The organism is Caballeronia sp. GAWG1-5s-s (assembly GCF_023631445.1).
GTDB lineage: Bacteria > Pseudomonadota > Gammaproteobacteria > Burkholderiales > Burkholderiaceae > Caballeronia.
Map to the genome: position 1 here is coordinate 145,631 of NZ_JALQDC010000022.1, position 20,199 is coordinate 165,829.

Genomic DNA, 20,199 nt, shown 5'->3' on the forward strand with positions numbered 1-20,199 from the left:
CGGGCCCACGTTCAATATCAAAGAAATCCAGACATCGGGCGGGCAGAAGGCGTTCCGTTCCGAATGCTACGGCGTATTTCAGAACGGCAGTGCGTGCATGCAAGCCGCGCAGAAAATGTGTGGAAATCAGCCGGTGAATGTGTTGCAAAACGTGGAAGGCACGAATGCGCCGGGCAACGCGGGCGAAGTCGTCTTCACGTGCGGGATGCCGCAGCAAGCCGCAGTTGCGCAGACGCCCGTTCAGCAAGCCGAACCGCAGCCGGTGGTCGCCGCAACGCCGGTCATCGCGCCGGTGCGCAAGGTCACGCTCGACGAGAAGACCAACTTCGCGTTCGATAGCGCGCAACTCACGCCGAAAGCGCGCGCCATTCTTGACAAGCTCATCGCCGAAGGTCGCGGCGTGACGTTTTCGTCGGTCGTGGTGCAGGGTTATACGGATTCCATCGGTTCGGCGTCGTACAACGTCGCGTTGTCCCAGCGCCGCGCGCGTGCCGTGCTGGAGTACCTGAAGACCCACGGCCTGCAAGCGCAGGACTTCGCGACGAAGGCTTACGGCGAGTTGCATCCGATCGCATCCAACGCGACGAGCGTCGGCCGTGCCGAAAACCGTCGCGTGGAAGTCGTGTTGACGCAATAACGCGCTGAAGCGTCGTACTCAGACAAAAGCAAAAGCTCGCGGACCGCACGGTCCGCGAGTTTTTTTTCGTCGTTGCGGCGCTCAGAAGAGGGCGAGTTGCGCGCGTCCGCGGCCGCCTTCGAGCGTCAGGAGCGATCGCTTCCGGTCTACGCCGCCGGCATAGCCCGTCAACTCGCCGTCGCCGCCGATCACGCGATGACACGGCACGATGATCGCCACCGGATTGCGCCCGTTCGCGCCGCCCACGGCCCGCGATGCGCCGGGCGGCAAGCCGAGCCGCCGCGCGAGATCGCCGTAAGTCCACGCATCGCCGAAAGGAATCTGACGCAAAAGGTCCCAGACCTGCTGCTGAAACGGCGTGCCGCGCAGCCTGACCGGCACCGAAAACGTCAGCCGCTCCCCGACAAAATATTGGGCGATCTCATCGCACGCGGCTTCGATCACGCGCGGCGCGGGCCGGCCGTCGTGGACAATCGCGTGCGGCGGCAGCCCGGCAGGGAAGTGCTTTTGCCCGACGAAAAAGAGGCCGGTCAGACACGCGTCCTCGGCGCGATACAGAATCGGGCCGAGCGGACTCGGGCGGACGTGGCATTCGATCACGCTGCGCTCTCCTGACGCGCGATGCCGTCAGATGAACGGATTGTCGGCCGTGCCGGTGGGCGCGGGCGGCTCGTCCGGCAGCTTCGCCGGCAGATGCGCGTCCTTCGCGAGCGACTCGACGATCGCGCCGAGCGCGTCGTGCAGCGCCTTCGCGGCGGCGAGGCCGGCCTGGTCCCGCGCAATCGTCAGATCGCCGCTGATCGTCACGCGCGTCTTGCCGTTGACGATGTTGATGGCGTCGCCCGCGATGTTCAGGGCGTCGGTATCGTTGGCAAAGGGCTTAAACACCTCTCAATCCTCCAATTCGTTTGTCCTTGAGCGCGTCCGGAATGCCGGGAAACGCGAGACCGCTCATGGCTTCAAGTTCGCGCACGGTCTTCATCGTATAGGTATTCGTCGGCGTGTTCTCGACGACCACCGCGAATGCGATCTGCCGCTGCGGCAAATACACGACCTTGTACAACTGCGTCGGCACGAACACGCGCGATTCGCCGATCGTCTGCAATTGCCGGCCCGAGAACAGCGGCCCGGTGACGACGTACGCCTCGCCCGATTCCTCCGTGAGCCGGCGCACCGCCTGCTCGATGCGCGACCAGATGCGCCGGTTGTTCGACGGGTCCTGCGGCACGATATTCGCGAGCGAGAACGATTCGGCCATGCCCTGCTTGCTCGCGCGGTCGCCCGCCGGGCTCATGTGGCCGCGGTCGTAGCCGCTGCGCTTGTAGTCGTCGAGTTGCGCGCTGTCGCCGCGCGGCAGCCGCTTGTCGACGAAGAAGCGATTGGTGCGCGTGTTGTCCTTCGCGTCATCGACGCTCTGCGCCGTGAGATGCTCCGCCGACCACAGCGGCCCGTGCGTGACGCCCGAGTGCAGGAGCGCGAAGTCCGAATAGCAGATTTCCTGCGTGGACGCGCGCATCTTCGCGTTCGTCACGACGGGTTCGCGCCCGAACGGGCTGAACTGCGGGCAGTCGTTCGCGACCGCGCTGATGCACGCGGCGCCGAGAAGCGCGGCGACGAGTGCCTTGAACCTTGCTTGCATGCTTTGAAAATCCCGACTGATTGCGATGCCTCGAAACGCCCGTCGCTTGGCTGCAATCGAAACGCGGCCAGCGGGGGCGGCACAGTATAAGGGCTTGTCGCGCGCTAGAATCGCTCGGGCCATTCATCTCGATAAAAACAGCCCATGAAATCGATGCCTCTCTTCGCGCGATCCCTGCTGCTGGCTTTGGCTTCGTGCGCGTCGTTGATCGCGGCGGCGCCCGCGTCCGCCGATGAACCCGCGTACGGTCCCGAGTTGCAGGGCTTCGACTATCCGTATCCGGTCGCGCGCTTCGCGTTCACGTCGCAGCGGCAGGTGCTGCGCATGGCGTATATGGACGTGCATCCGGCGCATCCGAACGGGCGCACGGCGGTGTTGCTGCACGGGAAGAACTTCTGCGCGGCGACGTGGAAACAGACCATCGAGACGTTGTCCGATGCGGGCTATCGCGTGATTGCGCCGGATCAGATCGGCTTTTGCAAGTCGACGAAGCCCGAGCGGTATCAGTACAGCTTCCAGCAACTGGCGCGCAACACGCACGCGCTGCTCGGCGCGCTCGGCGTGAATCGCGCGACGCTGATTGCGCATTCGACGGGCGGCATGATCGCGGTTCGATACGCGCTCATGTATCCGCAGGAGACCGAGCAACTGGCGCTCGTCAATCCGATCGGGCTGGAGGACTGGAAGGCGAAGGGCGTGCCGTCTATTTCCATCGACGACTGGTATGCGCGCGAGCTCAAGACGAGCGCCGAGGGCATTCGCAATTACGAGAAGAACACGTATTACGCGGGTCAGTGGCGCGACGACTACGAGCCGTGGGTGCAGATGCTGGCGGGCATGTATCGCGGGCCGGGGAAGGATATCGTCGCGTGGAATTCGGCGCTGCTGTACGACATGATTTATACGCAGCCCGTCGTCTACGAATTCGACCGCATCAAGCCGCCGACGCTGCTCCTGATCGGCGACAAAGACACGACGGCCATCGGCAAGGATCTCGCGCCGCCCGAGATTCGCGCGACGCTCGGGCGCTATCCAGAGTTGGCCAAACAGGCGAAGGAGCGGATTCCGAACGCGACGCTCGTCGAGTTTCCGGACGCCGGTCACGCGCCGCAGATGCAGGAGCCGGCGGTGTTTCATAAGGCGCTACTCGATGGCCTCGCGGCGCTGCATCCGAAAGCCGAATGACGCTTCACCGCGCATCGCCCGCGCACGACGCCCGCTCGATCGACGGCAGCTGAACCAGCAGCGTGACGCCTCGCGCGACCATGAAAACGGTGAGCGCGAGCCATAGCCCGTGATTGCCGAGCGCGCCCGTGAAGAGCCAAGCCGCGAGCAAAAAGGTGGCGGCCGATGCGGCCATCGCGCGCATCAGTTCCCGCGTGCCGGTCGCGCCGATGAACACGCCGTCGAGCTGGAAGCCGGCGACGGACACGAGCGGCAGAACTGCGGCCCACGGCAGGAAGCGCAGCGCCGCCGCGCGCACGGCGGCCTGATCCGTCAGCCGTCCGATGATCCATTCGCCGCCCAGCCAATAGACGACGGAAAAGCCCGCCGCGCCGATCGCGGACCACAGCATCGTCACCTTGACGGCCTGACGGAACGCGTGCCGGTCGCGCGCGCCGGCGGCCGCGCCGACCAGCGCTTCGGCGGCGTGCGCGAAGCCGTCGAGTCCGAATGCCATGAACGTCTGGAAGTTCAACAGGAGCGCGTTCGCGGCGAGAATCGTGTCGCCCTGACGCGCGCCCACGTGCGCGAACCAGCCGAACGCGCCGAGCAAACACAGCGTGCGCACGAAAATATCGCGGTTGAGGGCGACGAGGCGCCTGATCGCGCGTGCATCGATCAAACTGCGGGGGACGAGCGGCGGCAAGCCGCGCTCGCGCAGACGCCAGAGGATCGCGAGTCCGAACGCGAAGCCGCAGAAGTCCGCGAAGGCGGTCGCCGCGCCGATGCCCGCGATGCCCCAGCCGAAGCGATACACGAAGAGCAGCACCGCGACGATGTTCACCGCGTTGATGAACACCTGCGTTGCAAGCGCGAGCCGCACGCGCTGGCAGCCCAGCAGATAGCCGAGCACCGCGTAGTTGCCGAGCGCGAACGGCGCGGCCCAGATGCGCGCGTGGCAATAGGCGCTCGCCGTCTGCTGCACGGCTGCGCTGCCGCCGAGCGAGGCGAGTGCATAGCGGATGATCGGCGCTTGCAGCGCGAGCACGGCCACGCCGATCGCGAGCGCCAGCATCAGCGCGCGCAACACGTGCGCGCGCAGCGCGGCGGCATCGCGCGCGCCGAACGCCTGCGCGACGAGCCCGGTCGTGCCCATGCGCAGAAAGCCGAAGCCCCAGAACACGAAGCTGAAGACGAGCCCGCCCAGCGCCACGCCGCCCAGATACTGCGGGCCGTCGAGATGACCGGCGACGGCGGTATCGACCGCGCCGAGAATCGGTTGCGTCAGATTCGCGAGGACGATGGGAAAGGCGAGCGTCAGGACGCGGCGATGCCAGTGCGTGGGCAGGGCGGCGCGTTGCGAGGAATCGTCGGGAGCGGTCAAGTGGGCTTCGAAGGGCGTCGGTGGGAAACGCGACATTGTCGTCAGCGCGCGGCGGCGGCGCAACGTCCGAGCCCAGCCGATAATGCGATTCCAGTCAGCGCCTTCGCCTTCGATGAGAACATTCCTGCTGTATGTCGCGACCGCCGTAGCCGAAATCGCGGGCTGCTATTTCCCGTATCGATGGCTCAAAGGCGGCGGCTCGCCGTGGCTGATTGTGCCGGGCGCGTTGTCGCTCGCGCTTTTCGCGTGGCTCTTGACCTTGCACGATGCCGCCGCCGGACGCGTCTACGCGGCGTATGGCGGCGTCTATATCGGCGTGGCGATTGCGTGGCTGTGGGCGGTCGAGCGCATCCGGCCGAGCGCGTGGGACGTGGCAGGCGCGGCGATCGCGCTCGTCGGCATGTGCGTGATCGCGTTTCAGCCGCGTTGACGCGTCACATCGGCATCACGCATCACGCATCGCCCATCGCGCATCACGCTTCGAGCGCGAGCAGCGCGAAGGTCGCGAGCCAGTGCTCGCCCATGTAATCGCCCGCGACGTGTTCGATGCCGGACGCGAGGTGCTCGGCGGCGCTCGCCTCCAGCACGGCGACGCGCGCATCGCCGGGCGGCAGCGACCGCGCGATCGTGCGCTGGCACCACGCGCGGCTCAGGTTCAGGCCGTCGAGATGCGCGAGCTTGCCGTCGCTGCGGTCCGTGACGGTGGCGGGCACGAAGAGCGTCGCCGGTTCCCGGTCGGCGAGACGCGGCAGGAAGGCGTCGAGCCAGCCGGCGAAGCGTGCGTCGGGCAGGACGTGGCGCATGAGCACGGCCTCCATCAGCGAAGGCGACAGAAACTCGTCGCTCGCCGGCTCCCACGCCTGACACCCCGCGTCGTTCTCGAACCAGCGCCTCGCGGTTTCCACGAGCAGCCCTTCGAACGACGCATTGCCGACCGTGCGCGCGTAGCCGAGCGAGAGCGTCAGCGCGAACGCCATGTTGAAATGCGTGCCCACGCGCAGCGGATACGTCGACTTCGGCAGGAACTCCGTGAAACGATCGACGAACGCATCCGCGAGCGGTTGCAGCGTGCGCGCCCAGCGCGCGCCGTCGTCGGATTGCATCGAGTGCAACTGGCCCGCGAGCGCCAGCAGCCACGCCCAGCCGTACGGCCGCTCGAAACCGCGCGACGCGGGGCGCTGCAGATAAGCGACTTCGGCGGCGACATTGGCCTCGGTGAAATGCTGGTCGATGACCGCGCGAATGCGCCCGGCTTCGGCCAGGCCGGGAAAGCGATCGAGTAGGCGCGCGATCAGCCAGTAACCGTGCACGCACGAATGCCAGTCGAAGCTGCCGTAGAAGATCGGATGCAGCGCGCGCGGGCTTTGCGCGTCGGCATCGCTCGCCAAGACGTGATCGAGCTTGTTGGGGTACTCGCGCGTCAAATGGCCGAGCGCCACTTGCGCGAACTTCGACGCGAGCGCGGCGTCGAGCGTGACCGGTTTCTGCTTGTCCATGCAAACCTCGCGTTTCCGTTATCCGATGCGGCCTGAAACCGAGACTTTATCGATAAATGCTCGATAAAGTCTCTCATTGGGGAAATCACCTAGCCACGGGCGAGAAGAACGCCGCTCGTCCGCCGCCCGCCGTGCCTACACTCGTTGCAAGCTGTGCGAAAGGGCTTCGCGCCGATCCCACGACACGCGCTTTCGCGCGCGACGCGCCGACGCGTCGTTTAAACTTGCGCCCGAACGCCGAAAGAGCGTTCCGTCCCGGACCTAAGCGCCGGACTTGCCATCCGACAGAGACAAAAGAGCTCAGCACACATGACCGATCTTCCCCAATACACCGCAGAGGACACCCGGCGACGCGTTTTCGCCATCGTCGGCGCATCGTCGGGCAATCTCGTCGAATGGTTCGACTTCTACATCTATTCGTTCCTCGCGCTGTACTTCTCGGCCGCGTTCTTCCCCGGCAGCAATCCGACCGTGCAACTGCTCAACACGGCGGGCGTGTTCGCGGCGGGCTTCCTGATGCGTCCGATCGGCGGCTGGCTGTTCGGCCGGATCGCCGACAAGCACGGCCGCCGCAACGCGATGATGATCTCCGTGCTGATGATGTGCGGCGGCTCGCTCGTCATCACCTTTCTGCCGACTTACGCGAGCATCGGCGCGTGGGCGCCGCTCCTGCTCCTGATCGCGCGGCTCTTTCAGGGCTTGTCGGTGGGCGGCGAATACGGCACCAGCGCCACCTATATGAGCGAAGTGGCGCTGCGCGGCCGGCGCGGGTTCTTCGCGTCTTTCCAGTACGTCACGCTGATCGGCGGGCAGCTCGCCGCGCTGCTCGTGCTCGTCATCCTGCAGCTTTTCCTGTCGACGGAAGAACTGAAGGCGTGGGGCTGGCGCATTCCGTTCTTCGTCGGCGCGTGCGCGGCGCTCGTTTCGCTGTATCTGCGCCGATCGCTCAATGAAACCACGACCGCCGAAATCCGCGAGCGCAAGGAAGCCGGCACGCTCGCCGGGCTGATGCAGCACAAGGGCGCGTTCATGACCGTGGTCGGCTTCACGGCGGGCGGCTCGCTCATCTTCTACACGTTCACCACGTACATGCAGAAGTATCTGGTCAACACGGCGGGCATGCACGCGAAGACCGCGAGCAACGTGATGACGGTCGCGCTCCTCGTCTATATGCTGTTGCAACCGGTGTTCGGCGCGCTGTCGGACCGCATCGGCCGCCGCCAGTCGATGCTGTGGTTCGGCGCGCTCGCCACGCTGTGCACGGTGCCGCTGCTGCACGCGCTGCGCGACGTGACGAGTCCGGTCATGGCGTTTGTGCTCGTTGTCGCGGCGCTCGCCATCGTGAGCTTCTATACGTCGATCAGCGGTCTCATCAAGGCCGAGATGTTTCCGCCGGAAGTGCGCGCGCTGGGCGTGGGCCTTTCGTATGCGGTCGCGAACGCGGTGTTCGGCGGATCGGCGGAATATGTCGCGCTCAAGTTCAAGACGGAGGGCATGGAGTCCGGCTTTTACTGGTATGTGACGGTGATGTGCGCGATCTCGCTCCTGGTCTCGTGGAGAATGATGGACCCGAGCAAGGAAGGCTATCTGCGCAACGAACCGTAAGCTTTCTGCCGCGTCCGGACCGGCGCGGCATTCTCAATCCGGCGCGCCCGGCGCGGACATCGAAGTCCGCCCGGCTTGCCGATGTCGGTAGTATGGTGTTTTATGCGGTATGTATCGGTAGACGACGCGCCGGGCCCGGCCCGCGGTGGCAATTGGAAACAGGATAAGCATGCGCGCGGCCGGATCGCGCGCTACAGCGAGGCGCGGCGTGCTGCGTCCCGGTCTGCAGGGAGCCTGTCCATGGAAGATTTCGACGAAACGTTGTTTGTCGTCTGGCGATCGAACCTGAACGTTCTGGTCGGTTCGCCCGGCGGCGCGGCGCGTCTGGCGCGCATGATGAACTTCTCGCCGTCGTTCATGAAGCTCATCGTCGCGGGTCAGCGGGACTTCAACGAGGAGTTCGTGCGCGGCATCGAACTCGTGTCCGGCCTGCCGCCGCACTGGATGGACGAGCGCCGCAGCGCCGCCGACGTGCCCGCCGAAGTCAAGCGCGCGCTCGACGAAGAAAGGCCGTTCGCCGTCTTTCGCGGCACCGCGCACCCCGCGCCGAAGCGTTCGGTGCTGCGCGGCCCGGAGCCGCTTCTCTCGCAGACGGAAGCCACGCGGCGCGTCGCCGATCTCGCGCAGCAGCAGGCCGAGGTCAACCGGCGCGATCTTCTTTTCAGGAAGAACCGCGAACTGCTGTCACAGGATTTGCGCCGGCTGGAACGCCAGCTAGGACTGTTGCAAGTAGAACCGATGCTGCCGCGAGCCGACGAACTCATCGCCTCGGACCGCATGAGCGAAGCCGCGAAGGCCGATCTGTCCGGGCGGCTCGAACAGATCGACAAACACGTGAAGCTGTTGCATCAGCACGTCGAGAAGCTGGTCGCGCTGCTTTCGACGCCGGACGAGCCCGGTCCGAACGACAGCTAAGTTACTTCTTCGCTCCCTTGTCTTCGGCTTGCGATTCCGGCTCAGGATGCACCGCAATCGGATCGCTGGCCGGGAACGTCTCTTCGAGGGCTTCGTCGAGCAAGTCCTCCTCGTTCGCCGGGTTCTGCTCCTTTGTCGCTTCGGTCTGGCGTGGCTGGGTCATGGCGCGCTCCGCAATGTGAATCGGACGTCTCAATATAGCAGTCGCGCCATTAGCGCGCCCACCGGTAGTCCGCCGGGCGCACGCCCGTCCATTTGCGAAACGCGCGCCGGAACGCGCTCGGTTCCGAGAAGCCGAGCGCGGCGGCGATCTCCGGAATGGTCTCGTTCGTGTCCGCGAGACGCGAGATGGCGAGGTCGCGGCGCAGCGCATCCTTGATCGCCTGAAGCGTCAGCCCTTCCTGTTTCAGACGCCGCCGCAGCGTGGCTTCGGCCATATTCAGCGACAGCGCCATGCAATCGGCATCCGGCCAGTCGGCTGGCGCCGTCTCGCGCAGGCGCTTGCGGATGCGCGCCGCGAGCGACTCGGGATTGCGATACTTCACGATGAAGTTCGCGGGCGCGTCGCGCAGAAACGTCTTCAGTGTCGATGCCGTCTGCACGACCGGAAGGGCCGCGCACTCGGGCGCGAGATCGACATGGCTTTGCGGCTGATCGAAGCGCATCGCGTCGCAGAACATCACGCGGTACTCGTCGCTGTCGTCCGGCTCGGCGCAGCGAAGGTTCGCGGCGAGCACCGGAATGCGCCGCCCGACGAGCCAGCACAGCAAGCCATACACGAGGATGAAGCCCGTCGCGTACGCGAACATCGTCTTCGGCGCGTGGGCGTCGCGCAGCACGATCCGCACGCGTTTGTCGTCGATGTGTGGCTCGAACGTCAAGTCGTCGAGCAAGAGCCGCATGAAACCCGCGATACGTCCGAGCGCCTGCGCGCCGTCGCGCGCGCCGAGCGCCGCCTGCGACATCAGCACGAAGCTGCCGCGCCGCATCGGGTGCGGGTCCTGGCCGAAGAACTCGTCGTCGAGCGCGTCGGCGATTGCGTGCCACAGCCGGCCGTACTGCGCGGGCGAAACGCGGGCGCGCGGCGAATCCAGCATCGCCGGCGCGATGCCCGCTGCATCGAGCAGCGTCGCGCGTGCCATGCCGCGCGCTTCGGCGCACCGCAGCGCCGCGTCGACGAGACTGACGGCGATCGAATCGCGCTCGAATTCTCTTCTGCGGATTGGGGTTGTCACTAGGTGGCGAAAGCGTTCAGTTAGCGTGATCGTTCTGGTCATCGGCCGGGCGCGGACGATTGCCTAGACTGGCGAAGCGCCCGCCGCTGACCGGCGAGCCAGTGTATCCGAACGACTGACGAGGTCATTTGCGAGTTCAACCATGATCGACAGTTTTCTCACCGAAGAGCAGCGCATGATCCGCGATGCGGCGCGCCAGTTTTCGGCTGAAGTGCTCGCGCCGAACGCGGGCCAGTGGGACAAAGACGGCGCGATTCCCGACGCCGTCGTGCGGCAGTTGGGCGAACTCGGCCTGCTCGGCATGATCGTGCCAGCGGAACTCGGCGGCACTTACAGCGACTACACCGCCTACGCGCTCGCGATGGAGGAGATCGCCGCGGGCTGCGCGTCGTGCGCGACGATGATGAGCGTGCACAACTCCGTCGGCTGCGGGCCGATTCTCGCGTACGGCACGGACGCGCAAAAGGCGGAATGGCTGCCGAAGCTCGCGAGCGGCGAAGTGATCGGCGCGTTCTGCCTGACCGAGCCGCAAGCTGGGTCCGAGGCGAACAACCTGCGCGTGCGCGCGGTCGAGCGCGACGGGCAGTGGATCATCTCGGGCAGCAAGCAGTTCGTGACCAACGGTCGGCGCGCGGGCGTGGCCATCGTGTTTGCCGTGACGGACCCGGAAGCGGGCAAGCGCGGCATTTCGGCGTTCATCGTGCCGAAGAACACGCCGGGCTTCAATGTCGGCCCGCCCGAGCACAAGCTCGGCATCCGCGCATCGGACACCTGTCCGATCACCTTCGACGACTGCGCGATTCCCGCCGCGAATCTGCTCGGCGCGCGCGGCGAGGGGCTCAAGATCGCGCTGTCGAATCTGGAAGGCGGGCGCATCGGGATTGCGGCGCAGGCGCTCGGCATCGCGCGCGCGGCCTTCGATGCAGCCCGCGCCTATTCACTCGATCGCGTGCAGTTCGGCAAGCCGATCCGCGAGCATCAGTCGGTCGCGAACATGCTCGCCGACATGCAGACGCAAATCAACGCCGCGCGGCTTTTGGTGCTGCACGCGGCGCGCATGCGCACGGAAGGCGTGCCGTGTCTGTCGGAGGCGTCGCAGGCGAAGCTGTTCGCATCCGAGATGGCCGAGCGCGTGTGCTCGGACGCGATCCAGATTCACGGCGGCTACGGCTATCTTCAGGACTACCCGGTGGAGCGGCATTATCGCGATGCCCGCATCACGCAGATCTACGAAGGCACGAGCGAAGTCCAGCGCATGGTGATTGCGCGCAATGTCTAGCGGCATATAAAAGGAGACAGGAGACGCCATGAATCGAGCCCGGCCGTTCATCGAAGCGAGAGACTTTCTGCTGCGTCACCGTACCGACTACGACACCGCGTACCGCGAGTTCAAGTGGCCCGTGCTCGACCGCTTCAACTGGGCGCTCGATTATTTCGATCCGATGGCGCGCGGCAACGATGCGCCCGCGCTTTGCATCGTCGACGAAAGCGGCGATGAAACGCGCCTTAGCTTCGCGGAGATGAGCGAGCGGTCGGCGCGCGTCGCGAATCACCTGCGTGCAATCGGTGTGAAGCGCGGCGAGCGCATTCTGCTGATGCTGCCTAATCGCGTCGAGCTGTGGGAAACCATGCTCGCCGCGATGAAGCTCGGCGCAGTCGTCCTGCCCGCGACGACGCAGCTTGCGAGCGGCGATCTGCGTGATCGCATCGCGCTCGGGCGCGTGGATCACGTCATCGTGGATGCGAACGACACGCACAAGTTCGACGGCATCGACTTGCGCGGACTGCGCATGTCCGTCGGCGGCGCGCGCGACGGCTGGCTCGGCTACGACGCGGGGTACGACGCATCGCCCGATTTTCACGCGGACGCCGAAACCAAGGCGAGCGATCCGTATCTGTTGTACTTCACATCGGGCACCACGTCGAAGCCGAAGCTCGTCGCGCATACGCACGAAAGCTATCCGGTCGGCCACCTTTCGACGATGTACTGGATCGGCCTGCAACCCGGCGACGTGCACTGGAACATCAGTTCACCCGGCTGGGCGAAGCACGCGTGGAGCTGCTTTTTCGCGCCGTGGAATGCGCAGGCGTGCGTGTTCATCCATAACTTCAGCCGCTTCGATGCCGCGCGCACGCTGAACGTGCTCGTCACGCACGACGTCACCACGCTCTGCGCGCCGCCGACCGTGTGGCGCATGCTCGTGCAGGAGCCGCTGGCGTCGTACAAGGTGAAGCTGCGCGAGATCGTCGGGGCGGGCGAGCCGTTGAATCCCGAGGTCGTCGAACGCGTGCAGGCAGCGTGGGGCGTGCCGATCCGCGATGGCTACGGGCAGACGGAAACCACCGCGCAGATCGCCAACTCGCCGGGCCAGCGGCTCGTGCCCGGGTCGATGGGACGTCCGCTGCCGGGGTATCGCGTGGTGCTGCTCGATCCGGAAGGCAATCGCGCCGACGAAGGCGAGATTGCGCTCTCGCTCGATCCGCCGCCGCTCGGTCTAATGACCGGTTACGCGGACAATCCCGCCGCCACCGAGAACGCGATGCGCGGCGGCTTCTATCGCACGTCGGACGTCGCGGCACGCGGCGCGGACGGCTATTTCACGTATGTCGGCCGCGCCGACGACGTGTTCAAGTCTTCCGATTACCGTCTGAGCCCGTTCGAACTGGAGAGCGTGCTGATCGAACACGAAGCGATTGCCGAGGCCGCCGTCGTGCCGAGTCCCGATCCGCTGCGGCTTTCGGTGCCGAAAGCGTTCGTCACGCTGCGGCACGGCTTCACGATGGGCCCGGACCTCGCGCGCAGCGTCTTCGCGTTCTCGCGCGAGCGGCTGGCGCCGTACAAGCGCATTCGGCGCATCGAATTCGCCGAGTTGCCGAAGACGATTTCCGGCAAGATCCGGCGCGTCGATTTGCGGCGACAGGAAGTGGCCCGCGCGCAGGACGGCGCGCGCGGCGCATTCGAATTCTGGGAGGACGACTTCCCCGAACTGCGACAGTCGGGCGTGGCCGATGCCGCGAAATGATCGGGCGGACCGTTGCATCGTTGGTCGGAGGAATTGGCAAGCAAATGTAACGCGGGGCAGCGCGCCGCGAACCGTCGGGAAGGCCGCTGGTCGAAACGGCTCATTCACGTCGGAACATTTGAAGGAGGAACCCGATCATGTCGAATCGGTCGCTACGGATCGCGCTTTTTGCAACGGCTCTCGCAGGCGCGCTCGCGACGCCGGCCGCGTCTTACGCACAAATCAATCTCCAGCAATTCGGCTTCGGCAACAAGTCGGAGTCGTCGGGACAGGCCGGCGATAGCGGGGCGCAGCCGTCCGCGCTCGGCTCGCTCGTGCAGAACTATCTCGGCGCGAACCAGCAAGTGCTGAGCGGGCAGTCGAGCCTCGCATCGGCGATGGGCATGTCGAGCGTCGCGAGTCAGGCGCAGTCGGCGGCGGGCATGTTGTCGGGCGCGACGAGCGGCGGCGCGCCGAGCACCAGCATGTTGTCGCAACTCGGCGGCACGCAGCAGAGCGTCTCGCAATCGCTGATGCAGGCGTTCGCGAACAAGTCGGCAACGCCGCCGACCGCCGCGAGCAAGCAGACGTTCACGGACGGACTGGCGTCGTTGGGGCAGGGCGTGAAGCAGTACGCGGGGCTTCAGTCGGACCTGGGCGCGGTGAAGGACACGATGAACGTGTCGTCGCTACTGCAGGCGGGATCGAACCCGGCGACGGCGCAGGCGGCCAGTTACATCGCGCAGTCGGCGCCGGGGCAACTGCAATCGCTCGTGCAAACGTTGACGCAGGCGGTGCAGTACGCCGAGACGAACGGCATCTCGGTGCCGTCCATTGCGAGCTCCGCGCTCGGCATGGGCAAGTAAGCGGCGGTATCGCGAACGAAAAAAGGCGAGGCACGGGGCCTCGCCTTTTCATTTCGTGAGTTCACTATTTTCGATGACTACATCGAAGCACGCCGCAGCGACAGCCGCGTCAGGATCGGCAGTGTATGCGCGCGACGCTGCTGCGATACCAGCGGCGGCAAAAAAGAGATCTCGGCGCTCTCCGCCAGATGCATGCGCGGCTCCGGGTCGAGCACTTCCAGCGCGGGCGGCTCGACGAGTTCTTCGACTTCTTCGGCCACCAGAACTTGCGCGGGCTCTTCGGCCTTGAGCCCGAGTGAACGACGCACATCGACGCCACGCGTGCGGACGGCGAAGCCCGCGCTGCGAATGAGACTTTCGCGCGTTCTCCAGAACGCGGCGGCGGACGGGGGCATGGCGTGCATCGAAACGTATTCGATCACGATTTCATAACCGCGGACTTTCGGATAATTCAGTAGTAATTTACCCGACCGGATATATCGGGTGTAGCGGTCGATTTTCTTCGTCAGTAAATCCTGATGCAGTTCTTCGTCTTGCCAGTCGAGTTCGTCGAAAAGGCCAACATATACCTGCTTGAACAGAATATTGATTCCGATGTAATCGATGGCGTCCACGTCGCGCAGAGACATGGTCATTCCCCTACGCCCTTCAGCGGGCAAGTATCAAAGACCCGCATTGTAATGGATGTGTGCCGTCGATTTCGCGCGAAACGCCGTGTGCTGTAAGGCGCAACAGCGTTTTTAGTCACACTCCTAAGACACATTTGGAATAAATCCGACAATTCTGCGCGATTCTGTAAAAAGTCATCTTGAGATAAATCACGGGCGCGGCCGGGGCGCATCCGCCAAACCCTTTTCTGGCGCGGCGCGGGCGATTTCCTCGTTGGCAATTGCGTCCACTTGAGGCATGGACGGCTGTTCGTTAATCCACGCATTCAAAATGGTGGAGGTGACCGCAAGAATAACGGGCCCGATGAATAATCCGACTATTCCGAAGGCGAACATGCCGCCGAGTACGCCGGAAAGAATCAGCAGCATCGACAGATTGACGCCGCGCTGAATCAGGAGCGGACGCAAGAAGTTGTCGAGCATCGCGATCATGAGCGACCACACCAGTAACAAAGCCGCCGCGACGTGGGAGCCGTGCCAGAAAAGCCAAGCGACGCCGCCGAGCAGCGGCAGAAGCGGGCCGATCTGCGCGAGACACAGCATGAGCATGACCGCCGTGATGACGCCGGCGGCCGGCACCCCGGCGATCCACAAACCGATGCCGCCGAGCGCCGACTGCGTGACCGCCGTCACGACGATGCCCAGCGCCACCGCGCGCACAGCGAGCCCGGCGAGCTTGACGGCCTCGGCGCCGCGCTGCGCCGCGACCCGCGTCGCGAAGCGCACCACGAAGCTGCCCGCCGCCTCGCCGCGCGTGTACAGAATCCCGGCGATGATGATGGTGATGACCATGTGCATGACGAACACGCCGACGACCGCCGCGTGCGAGAGCATCCAGCGCGCCGCGATGGTCACGTAAGGTTCGAGCTTCGCGAGCATGCCGCCGGGGCCGGCGTCCGAAAGCGATTGCCATTCGGTCGAGACGCGCTGCCCGACGAGCGGAACGTCGTGGACCCAGGCGGGCGGCGGCGGCAGCGCGTACGTCGGCAGGCTCTTGATCGCGGACATGATCTCGCCGCCATGCAGCGCGAGCGTGCTGATCGCCTGATAGAGCGGCAGCACGATCACGATCAGCAGCCCGAGCAGCATGACGGTGGTCGCGATCCAGCGGCGATTGCCGCAACGGCGCTGCACCGCGAGCATCAGCGGCCACGTGGCGACGACGATGGTCGTCGCCCAGATGAGACCCGGCAGAAACGGACGAAGAATGAACAGGCTGCCGGCCGCGAGCGCCGAAAGAATGGCGATCACGAGCAGAATGCGGGCGATGTCGACCGGCTGTCGCGGATTCAGGTTCGGCTGCCCGTTGGTAGAGATTTGCATGGTGCGAGCGTGTCGGGATGATTCGATGAGCGCGGCGAGCGGCGCATCCGCTAGGAATAAGCCAAAGCGGTTGCGCAAGCAAGCGCCTTGCAGCGGACGACCGCGATCATACGGTATCCGATGCAAGGCGCGCCGCCGCCCGACCGCTCAGTCGTAGCGGTACACGCCGCGCTTTGTCTTGCGTCCGAGATGCCCTGCGGCGACGAGTTCGCGCAGCAACGGGCACGCGCGGTACTTGGAATCGCCGAAGTCTTTCAGGAACACGTCCATCACCGAAAGGCACACGTCGAGGCCGATCAGATCCGCGAGCGCGAGCGGGCCGATCGGGTGATTCGCGCCGAGTTTCATGCCCGTGTCGATCTCCTCGGCCGTTGCCACGCCTTCGTAAAGCACGAAAAACGCCTCGTTGATCATCGGCACGAGCACGCGATTGACGACGAAGCCGGGCGAATTGCGCACGCCGATCGGCGACTTGTCGAGCTTCTCGGTGAGTTCGCGCACGGCGGCCACCGTTTCGTCGCTCGTCTGCACGCCGCGGATCACTTCCACGAGTTGCAACAGCGGCACCGGATTGAAGAAGTGCATGCCGATGAAGCGCTCCGGATGCGCGAGCGTGGCGGCGAGCGCGGTAATCGAAATGGACGACGTGTTCGATGCGATGATCGCGTCCGCGCGCGCCGCCGCCTCGACTTGTCCGAGAATGCGATGCTTGAGCTCGACGTTCTCGGTTGCCGCCTCGATCACGATGTCCGCTGCCGAAAGCCGCGCATAGTCCGTGGACGTCTCGATGCGCGCGATGGCCGCGTCGCGCGTGGCGGCGTCGAGCTTGTCCTTCGCGACGAGTCGTTCGAGACTCGCAGTCAGCGTGGCGACGCCCTTGGCGAGCGCGGCGTCGGTGACGTCGATCATGACGACGCCGAAGCCCGCGACGGCCGCGACCTGCGCGATGCCGTTGCCCATCGTTCCTGCCCCGACGATACCGACGGTCTGAATGTTCATGCTGCGTTCCTCCTGTTCGTGATGCGTTGAGATAGTTGATTCGCGCGTCCACGCCGATTCTAAACAGCAGCGTCGAGCCACGCCTTCGCCTTGCGATATTTCCTAATCTTTGACCTACACTCAGTTCATCAAACGACGGCCGCAGAGCAGTTGATAGAATGCGCGGCCCGTGATTCGCCCGTCATGGCATTCGATGCAGCGCGAACATCGAGCGGCTTCGGGTTCGGGCCACGCAGCAAGCCGAGCCCGAGCGTCGCGCCGCTTCACTTTATTTCGTTTTGCGCTTCGGTCATTGTCCTGAATCAACTTTGGAAGCCGCGCCGGTCTTGCGCAACGGCGCTGCGTCGTGCTTGCCTCGCCGGACGTCCGGCAGCGTCTTTTCGGAGTCTTGAAAGTGGTGTCAATGAGAATCGGCATTTCGATGGCGAGCTACGAAGGGCAAAGCATCTGGTCCAACGGAATGGGCCAGAACATCGTCTTTCTCGCGGAACTGTTTCAGCGTCTGCCGTTCGTTTCGTCCGTCGTCCTGATCGATGTCGGCGCGCTTTCGGCCATGCCGCAGGACGTCGACGTGGCCGGCAAGAAGCTGCGCGTGATCAACACTCGCGAGGCCACCGATGCCGTCGATGTCGTGATCGAGCTGGGCGGCGCGCTCGATGTCGGCTGGCTCGACCTGATGCGCGCGCGCGGGCGCAAGGTCGTGTTCCATGTGGTGGGTCAGCCGTATCTCGGACTCGTCGAACCTGCCGTGTTCGAGAAGCCGAGCCACATGTCGCGCCCCGACCGCTGCGACGAAGTCTGGCTGCTGTCGAAGGACGCGCCGTCCGCGCCGATCATGCGCACGATGCATCGCTGCGACGTGTTCGAGGTGCCGTATATCTGGCATCCGCAGTTCTTGCAGGCGCGCATGGCGCATGTCGCGCAACACGGCTACCACTACGGTTACCGCACGCGGGCGGAGGCGGGCGCGCAGGGGCTGCGCGTCGGAATCCTCGAACCGAACATCTCGGTGCAGAAAGCCTCGGCCATTCCCATGCTGATCTGCGAAGAGGCGTATCGCGCCGAGAGCCGCAGTGTCGCGTCCATGATCGCGCTCAACACCGTCCACATGAAGGAACACCCGACGCTTCTGCACATGGCGAATTCGCTCGACCTCGTGCGGGATCATCGCGCGCTCTTCGAGGGCCGGCACGATGTCGTGAGCTTCATGGCGATGCACGGCGACGCGATCGTGTCGCATCAATGGGCCAACGACCAGAATTATCTTTACCTCGATGCGCTCTACGGCGGCTATCCGCTGATCCACAACTCGCCGTGGCTTGCAGACGCGGGCTACTACTATCCCGACTTCGACGTTCAGGAGGGCGCGCGCCAGTTGCTGCGCGCGCTGCGCGAGCACGACGCCGCGCTCGACGATTACCGGGCGCGCGCGGCTCGCGTGATCGACGCCGTGAATCCGTTCAATCCGGCCAATCTCGACGCCTACGCGCATCGTCTGATGCATCTTTGGAACCGACCGAACCGGAGCGCCGCACGATGAGCTCCATCAACGCCGCCAGCAAGAAAACGCCGCGCCGCCTTCGCGTAGGCGTGTCCGTGTATGTCCGCGCAGGCGGACAGTCGATGTTTGAGAGCGGCATTGCTCAGAACGCGCTGTTCCTCATTCAACTGCTGGCGCGCTCGCCGCGCGTGGACGCGGTGTACATCGTCGCGAGCGGCGACGGCACGCGCGAGGACGCGAAACGCTTCATGGCCGATGCACCCGCGCCGATCATCGAACCGGAATCGGCGCTCGGCCGTCTCGATGTGATGATCGAGCTGCATGCGCAGCTTCAGCGCGACTGAGTGCTCAGGTTTCGCGAGCGCGGCGGGAAGATCGTGTCGATGCGCGTCGGCAATGACTACGTGCTCGATATCGAGCGCATGATCTTCTCGTTGCCGCCAGCGGGGCTCGTGCCGCAAGTGCCCTACGATGCCGTGTGGACGCTGCCCGAGTACGAAAAGTCGTGCAAGCCGTACTTTCAGGCGCTCGGCCGCGCGCCGGTCACCATCGTGCCGCACATCTGGAGCCCGATGCTCCTCGAACAGGATGCGCGCAATCTGCCCGATGGTCTTGCGTTCGGTTATCAGCCGGGCAAGCGGCGGTGGCGCATCGGCATCTTCGAACCGAACGTCTCGATGGTGAAGACGAGCTACGTGCCGCTGCTCAGTTGCGAGTGCGCACATCGCGCCGATCCGGACGTGATCGACGCCGTGCGCGTCTACGGCACCGCGAAGCTGAAAGAGCAGCCGACGTTCGTCGAGTTCGCGCGCAGTCTCGACGTGGTCAGGCATAACCTCGCTTCGTTCGAAGCGCGCTTTCCGTTTGCGCAGATCGTGCCGCGTGAAGTCGATGCGGTGGTCAGTCATCACTGGGAGAACGCGCAGAATTATCTGTATTACGAGGCGCTTCACGGCGGCTATCCGCTGATCCACAACTCGCATCTCATCGGGGCGTGCGGCTACCGCTATCACGGTTTCGACTGCGAAGACGGCGGCCGCGCGTTGCGCACGGCGTTCGAGCAACACGACGCGAATCTCGACGCTTACCGGGCGACCGCGCAGGCGTTTCTGCGAACGCTCGACCCGCTGCACGAAGCCAACGTGCGCGCCTATTCGGACGCGCTCGACGCGCTCTTCGCGAAGCCTTGATGCAACTGCCCGCGCGCTAGCCGAACGCCGTCAGGTCTTTCGGCGTCAGGCCATGCGCGCGGCAATAGCCCGCGTATCGTTCCCAACCGCTGCGCCATGTCTCCGTGGCGAGCGTGCGCCCGTTCTCGTCGACGAACACGAGTTCGCCGTGAATGATGTTCAGCGTGATGATGTCCGGCGCGCCCGGCTGCGGCGCGACGGCTTCCGGCGTGTGACTCGACCCGGCGGTTTCATACACGATGCTGCCTGTCTCGGCGATCCAGTCGTGCTCGCGATACTTCCAGCGCCCCTGCACCGTATAGACGATGACCGTGCCGGTATGCCGGTGACGCGGCATCTCGCCTTTGGCCGGCGCTTTCAATAGCGCGATGGTCTCGCCGCGAATCGCGTCGAGCTTGAAGTACTTCACCATCACATGCTCGCTGTAGGGCGTGAAAGGCACCCACGGCACGTCCTCGTCGTTGAGGCAGGCGGTCTGAATCTGTTCGAAAAACATGTCGGCTCCCTGGCTTTGGCGGACACATTGTAGGCACCGCCCGGCGCGCCGAACATCGGCCATTCGGACGACCCCTCCG

20 protein-coding genes and 1 pseudogene are annotated in these 20,199 nt (G+C 65.0%); 10 read left to right on the plus strand and 11 right to left on the minus strand.

Features of this window, described 5'->3' with window-relative positions:
* The first annotated feature begins 133 nt into the window (after positions 1-133).
* On the plus strand, positions 134-637 hold the full coding sequence (locus NCR34_RS14965) for an OmpA family protein (protein ID WP_250500286.1): 504 nt from the start codon (positions 134-136) through the stop codon (positions 635-637).
* A gap of 81 nt (positions 638-718) precedes the next feature.
* Here the strand turns inward: NCR34_RS14965 and NCR34_RS14970 are convergent, their stop codons facing one another.
* From NCR34_RS14970 to NCR34_RS14980, 3 genes are read right to left on the minus strand one after another with little or no spacing between them, the layout of a single operon-like run.
* Positions 719-1,237 carry a methylated-DNA--[protein]-cysteine S-methyltransferase gene (locus NCR34_RS14970; RefSeq protein ID WP_250500287.1) on the minus strand — a complete coding sequence of 173 codons (519 nt, stop codon included), beginning with the start codon at positions 1,235-1,237 and terminating at the stop codon, positions 719-721.
* A gap of 27 nt (positions 1,238-1,264) precedes the next feature.
* Positions 1,265-1,525 (minus strand): hypothetical protein, encoded by a 261-nt coding sequence (locus NCR34_RS14975; protein WP_175941054.1) that lies wholly within the window; start codon positions 1,523-1,525, stop codon positions 1,265-1,267.
* Complete coding sequence (locus tag NCR34_RS14980; protein ID WP_250500288.1) at positions 1,518-2,276, minus strand: DNA/RNA non-specific endonuclease; 759 nt, start codon at positions 2,274-2,276, stop codon at positions 1,518-1,520. The genes NCR34_RS14975 and NCR34_RS14980 overlap by 8 nt, the downstream gene beginning before the upstream one ends.
* Positions 2,277-2,420: 144 nt before the next feature.
* Here NCR34_RS14980 and NCR34_RS14985 point away from each other — a divergent pair, with 144 nt between their 5' ends.
* Positions 2,421-3,461, plus strand: a complete 1,041-nt coding sequence (locus NCR34_RS14985) for an alpha/beta fold hydrolase (protein WP_502800080.1) — start codon at positions 2,421-2,423, stop codon at positions 3,459-3,461.
* Positions 3,462-3,465: 4 nt separating this feature from the next.
* On the opposite strand, the gene NCR34_RS14990 is transcribed toward NCR34_RS14985, so the two are convergent.
* Positions 3,466-4,860 carry an MATE family efflux transporter gene (locus NCR34_RS14990; protein WP_502800081.1) on the minus strand — a complete coding sequence of 465 codons (1,395 nt, stop codon included), beginning with the start codon at positions 4,858-4,860 and terminating at the stop codon, positions 3,466-3,468.
* A 76-nt stretch (positions 4,861-4,936) separates the two neighbouring features.
* On the opposite strand from NCR34_RS14990, the gene NCR34_RS14995 reads away from it, so the two are divergent.
* Positions 4,937-5,254, plus strand: a complete 318-nt coding sequence (locus NCR34_RS14995) for a YnfA family protein (protein WP_250500290.1) — start codon at positions 4,937-4,939, stop codon at positions 5,252-5,254.
* Positions 5,255-5,297: 43 nt separating this feature from the next.
* Here NCR34_RS14995 and NCR34_RS15000 read toward each other — a convergent pair whose 3' ends face one another.
* Positions 5,298-6,320, minus strand: coding sequence for a DUF2891 domain-containing protein (locus NCR34_RS15000; protein ID WP_250500291.1), 1,023 nt, complete (start codon positions 6,318-6,320; stop codon positions 5,298-5,300).
* 309 nt (positions 6,321-6,629) lie between these two features.
* Here NCR34_RS15000 and NCR34_RS15005 point away from each other — a divergent pair, with 309 nt between their 5' ends.
* Together NCR34_RS15005 and NCR34_RS15010 are read left to right on the plus strand one after the other, a co-directional pair.
* Entirely contained in the window at positions 6,630-7,925 is a 1,296-nt protein-coding gene (locus NCR34_RS15005) for an MFS family transporter (RefSeq protein WP_250473528.1), read from the plus strand.
* A 240-nt stretch (positions 7,926-8,165) separates the two neighbouring features.
* Positions 8,166-8,840, plus strand: a complete 675-nt coding sequence (locus tag NCR34_RS15010) for a hypothetical protein (RefSeq protein ID WP_248322656.1) — start codon at positions 8,166-8,168, stop codon at positions 8,838-8,840.
* Position 8,841: 1 nt separating this feature from the next.
* On the opposite strand, the gene NCR34_RS15015 is transcribed toward NCR34_RS15010, so the two are convergent.
* On the minus strand, positions 8,842-9,003 hold the full coding sequence (locus tag NCR34_RS15015; RefSeq protein WP_250500292.1) for a hypothetical protein: 162 nt from the start codon (positions 9,001-9,003) through the stop codon (positions 8,842-8,844).
* Positions 9,004-9,052: 49 nt separating this feature from the next.
* On the minus strand, positions 9,053-10,117 hold the full coding sequence (locus tag NCR34_RS15020; RefSeq protein ID WP_502800082.1) for an AraC family transcriptional regulator: 1,065 nt from the start codon (positions 10,115-10,117) through the stop codon (positions 9,053-9,055).
* Between the two features lie 103 nt (positions 10,118-10,220).
* Between NCR34_RS15020 and NCR34_RS15025 the strand changes: the two genes are divergently transcribed.
* The 3 genes from NCR34_RS15025 (at position 10,221) to NCR34_RS15035 (ending at position 13,943) form a co-directional block, all read left to right on the plus strand.
* Positions 10,221-11,354 (plus strand): acyl-CoA dehydrogenase family protein, encoded by a 1,134-nt coding sequence (locus NCR34_RS15025; RefSeq protein WP_350029438.1) that lies wholly within the window; start codon positions 10,221-10,223, stop codon positions 11,352-11,354.
* Positions 11,355-11,382: 28 nt separating this feature from the next.
* Positions 11,383-13,098 (plus strand): AMP-binding protein, encoded by a 1,716-nt coding sequence (locus NCR34_RS15030; protein WP_250500295.1) that lies wholly within the window; start codon positions 11,383-11,385, stop codon positions 13,096-13,098.
* Between the two features lie 137 nt (positions 13,099-13,235).
* Positions 13,236-13,943, plus strand: a complete 708-nt coding sequence (locus NCR34_RS15035; RefSeq protein ID WP_250500296.1) for a hypothetical protein — start codon at positions 13,236-13,238, stop codon at positions 13,941-13,943.
* A 77-nt stretch (positions 13,944-14,020) separates the two neighbouring features.
* On the opposite strand, the gene NCR34_RS15040 is transcribed toward NCR34_RS15035, so the two are convergent.
* The 3 genes from NCR34_RS15040 to NCR34_RS15050 form a co-directional block, all read right to left on the minus strand.
* Positions 14,021-14,602, minus strand: a complete 582-nt coding sequence (locus NCR34_RS15040; protein ID WP_250500297.1) for a DUF6572 domain-containing protein — start codon at positions 14,600-14,602, stop codon at positions 14,021-14,023.
* Between the two features lie 159 nt (positions 14,603-14,761).
* The gene (gene ydiK, locus NCR34_RS15045) at positions 14,762-15,934 is read right to left on the minus strand and encodes an AI-2E family transporter YdiK (protein ID WP_250500298.1); all 1,173 of its coding nucleotides are present in this window, start codon (positions 15,932-15,934) and stop codon (positions 14,762-14,764) included.
* 147 nt (positions 15,935-16,081) lie between these two features.
* Complete coding sequence (locus NCR34_RS15050; RefSeq protein ID WP_350029434.1) at positions 16,082-17,014, minus strand: 3-hydroxybutyryl-CoA dehydrogenase; 933 nt, start codon at positions 17,012-17,014, stop codon at positions 16,082-16,084.
* Positions 17,015-17,336: 322 nt separating this feature from the next.
* Between NCR34_RS15050 and NCR34_RS15055 the strand changes: the two genes are divergently transcribed.
* Positions 17,337-18,473: a DUF2827 domain-containing protein gene (locus NCR34_RS15055; RefSeq protein WP_250500299.1), complete on the plus strand. Its 1,137-nt coding sequence runs from the start codon at positions 17,337-17,339 to the stop codon at positions 18,471-18,473.
* Positions 18,470-19,624: pseudogene (locus NCR34_RS15060) on the plus strand (DUF2827 domain-containing protein). Before NCR34_RS15055 ends, NCR34_RS15060 begins: the two are co-directional and overlap by 4 nt.
* A gap of 16 nt (positions 19,625-19,640) precedes the next feature.
* Here the strand turns inward: NCR34_RS15060 and NCR34_RS15065 are convergent.
* Positions 19,641-20,120 (minus strand): 2,4'-dihydroxyacetophenone dioxygenase family protein, encoded by a 480-nt coding sequence (locus tag NCR34_RS15065; protein ID WP_250500300.1) that lies wholly within the window; start codon positions 20,118-20,120, stop codon positions 19,641-19,643.
* Positions 20,121-20,199: the final 79 nt, after the last annotated feature.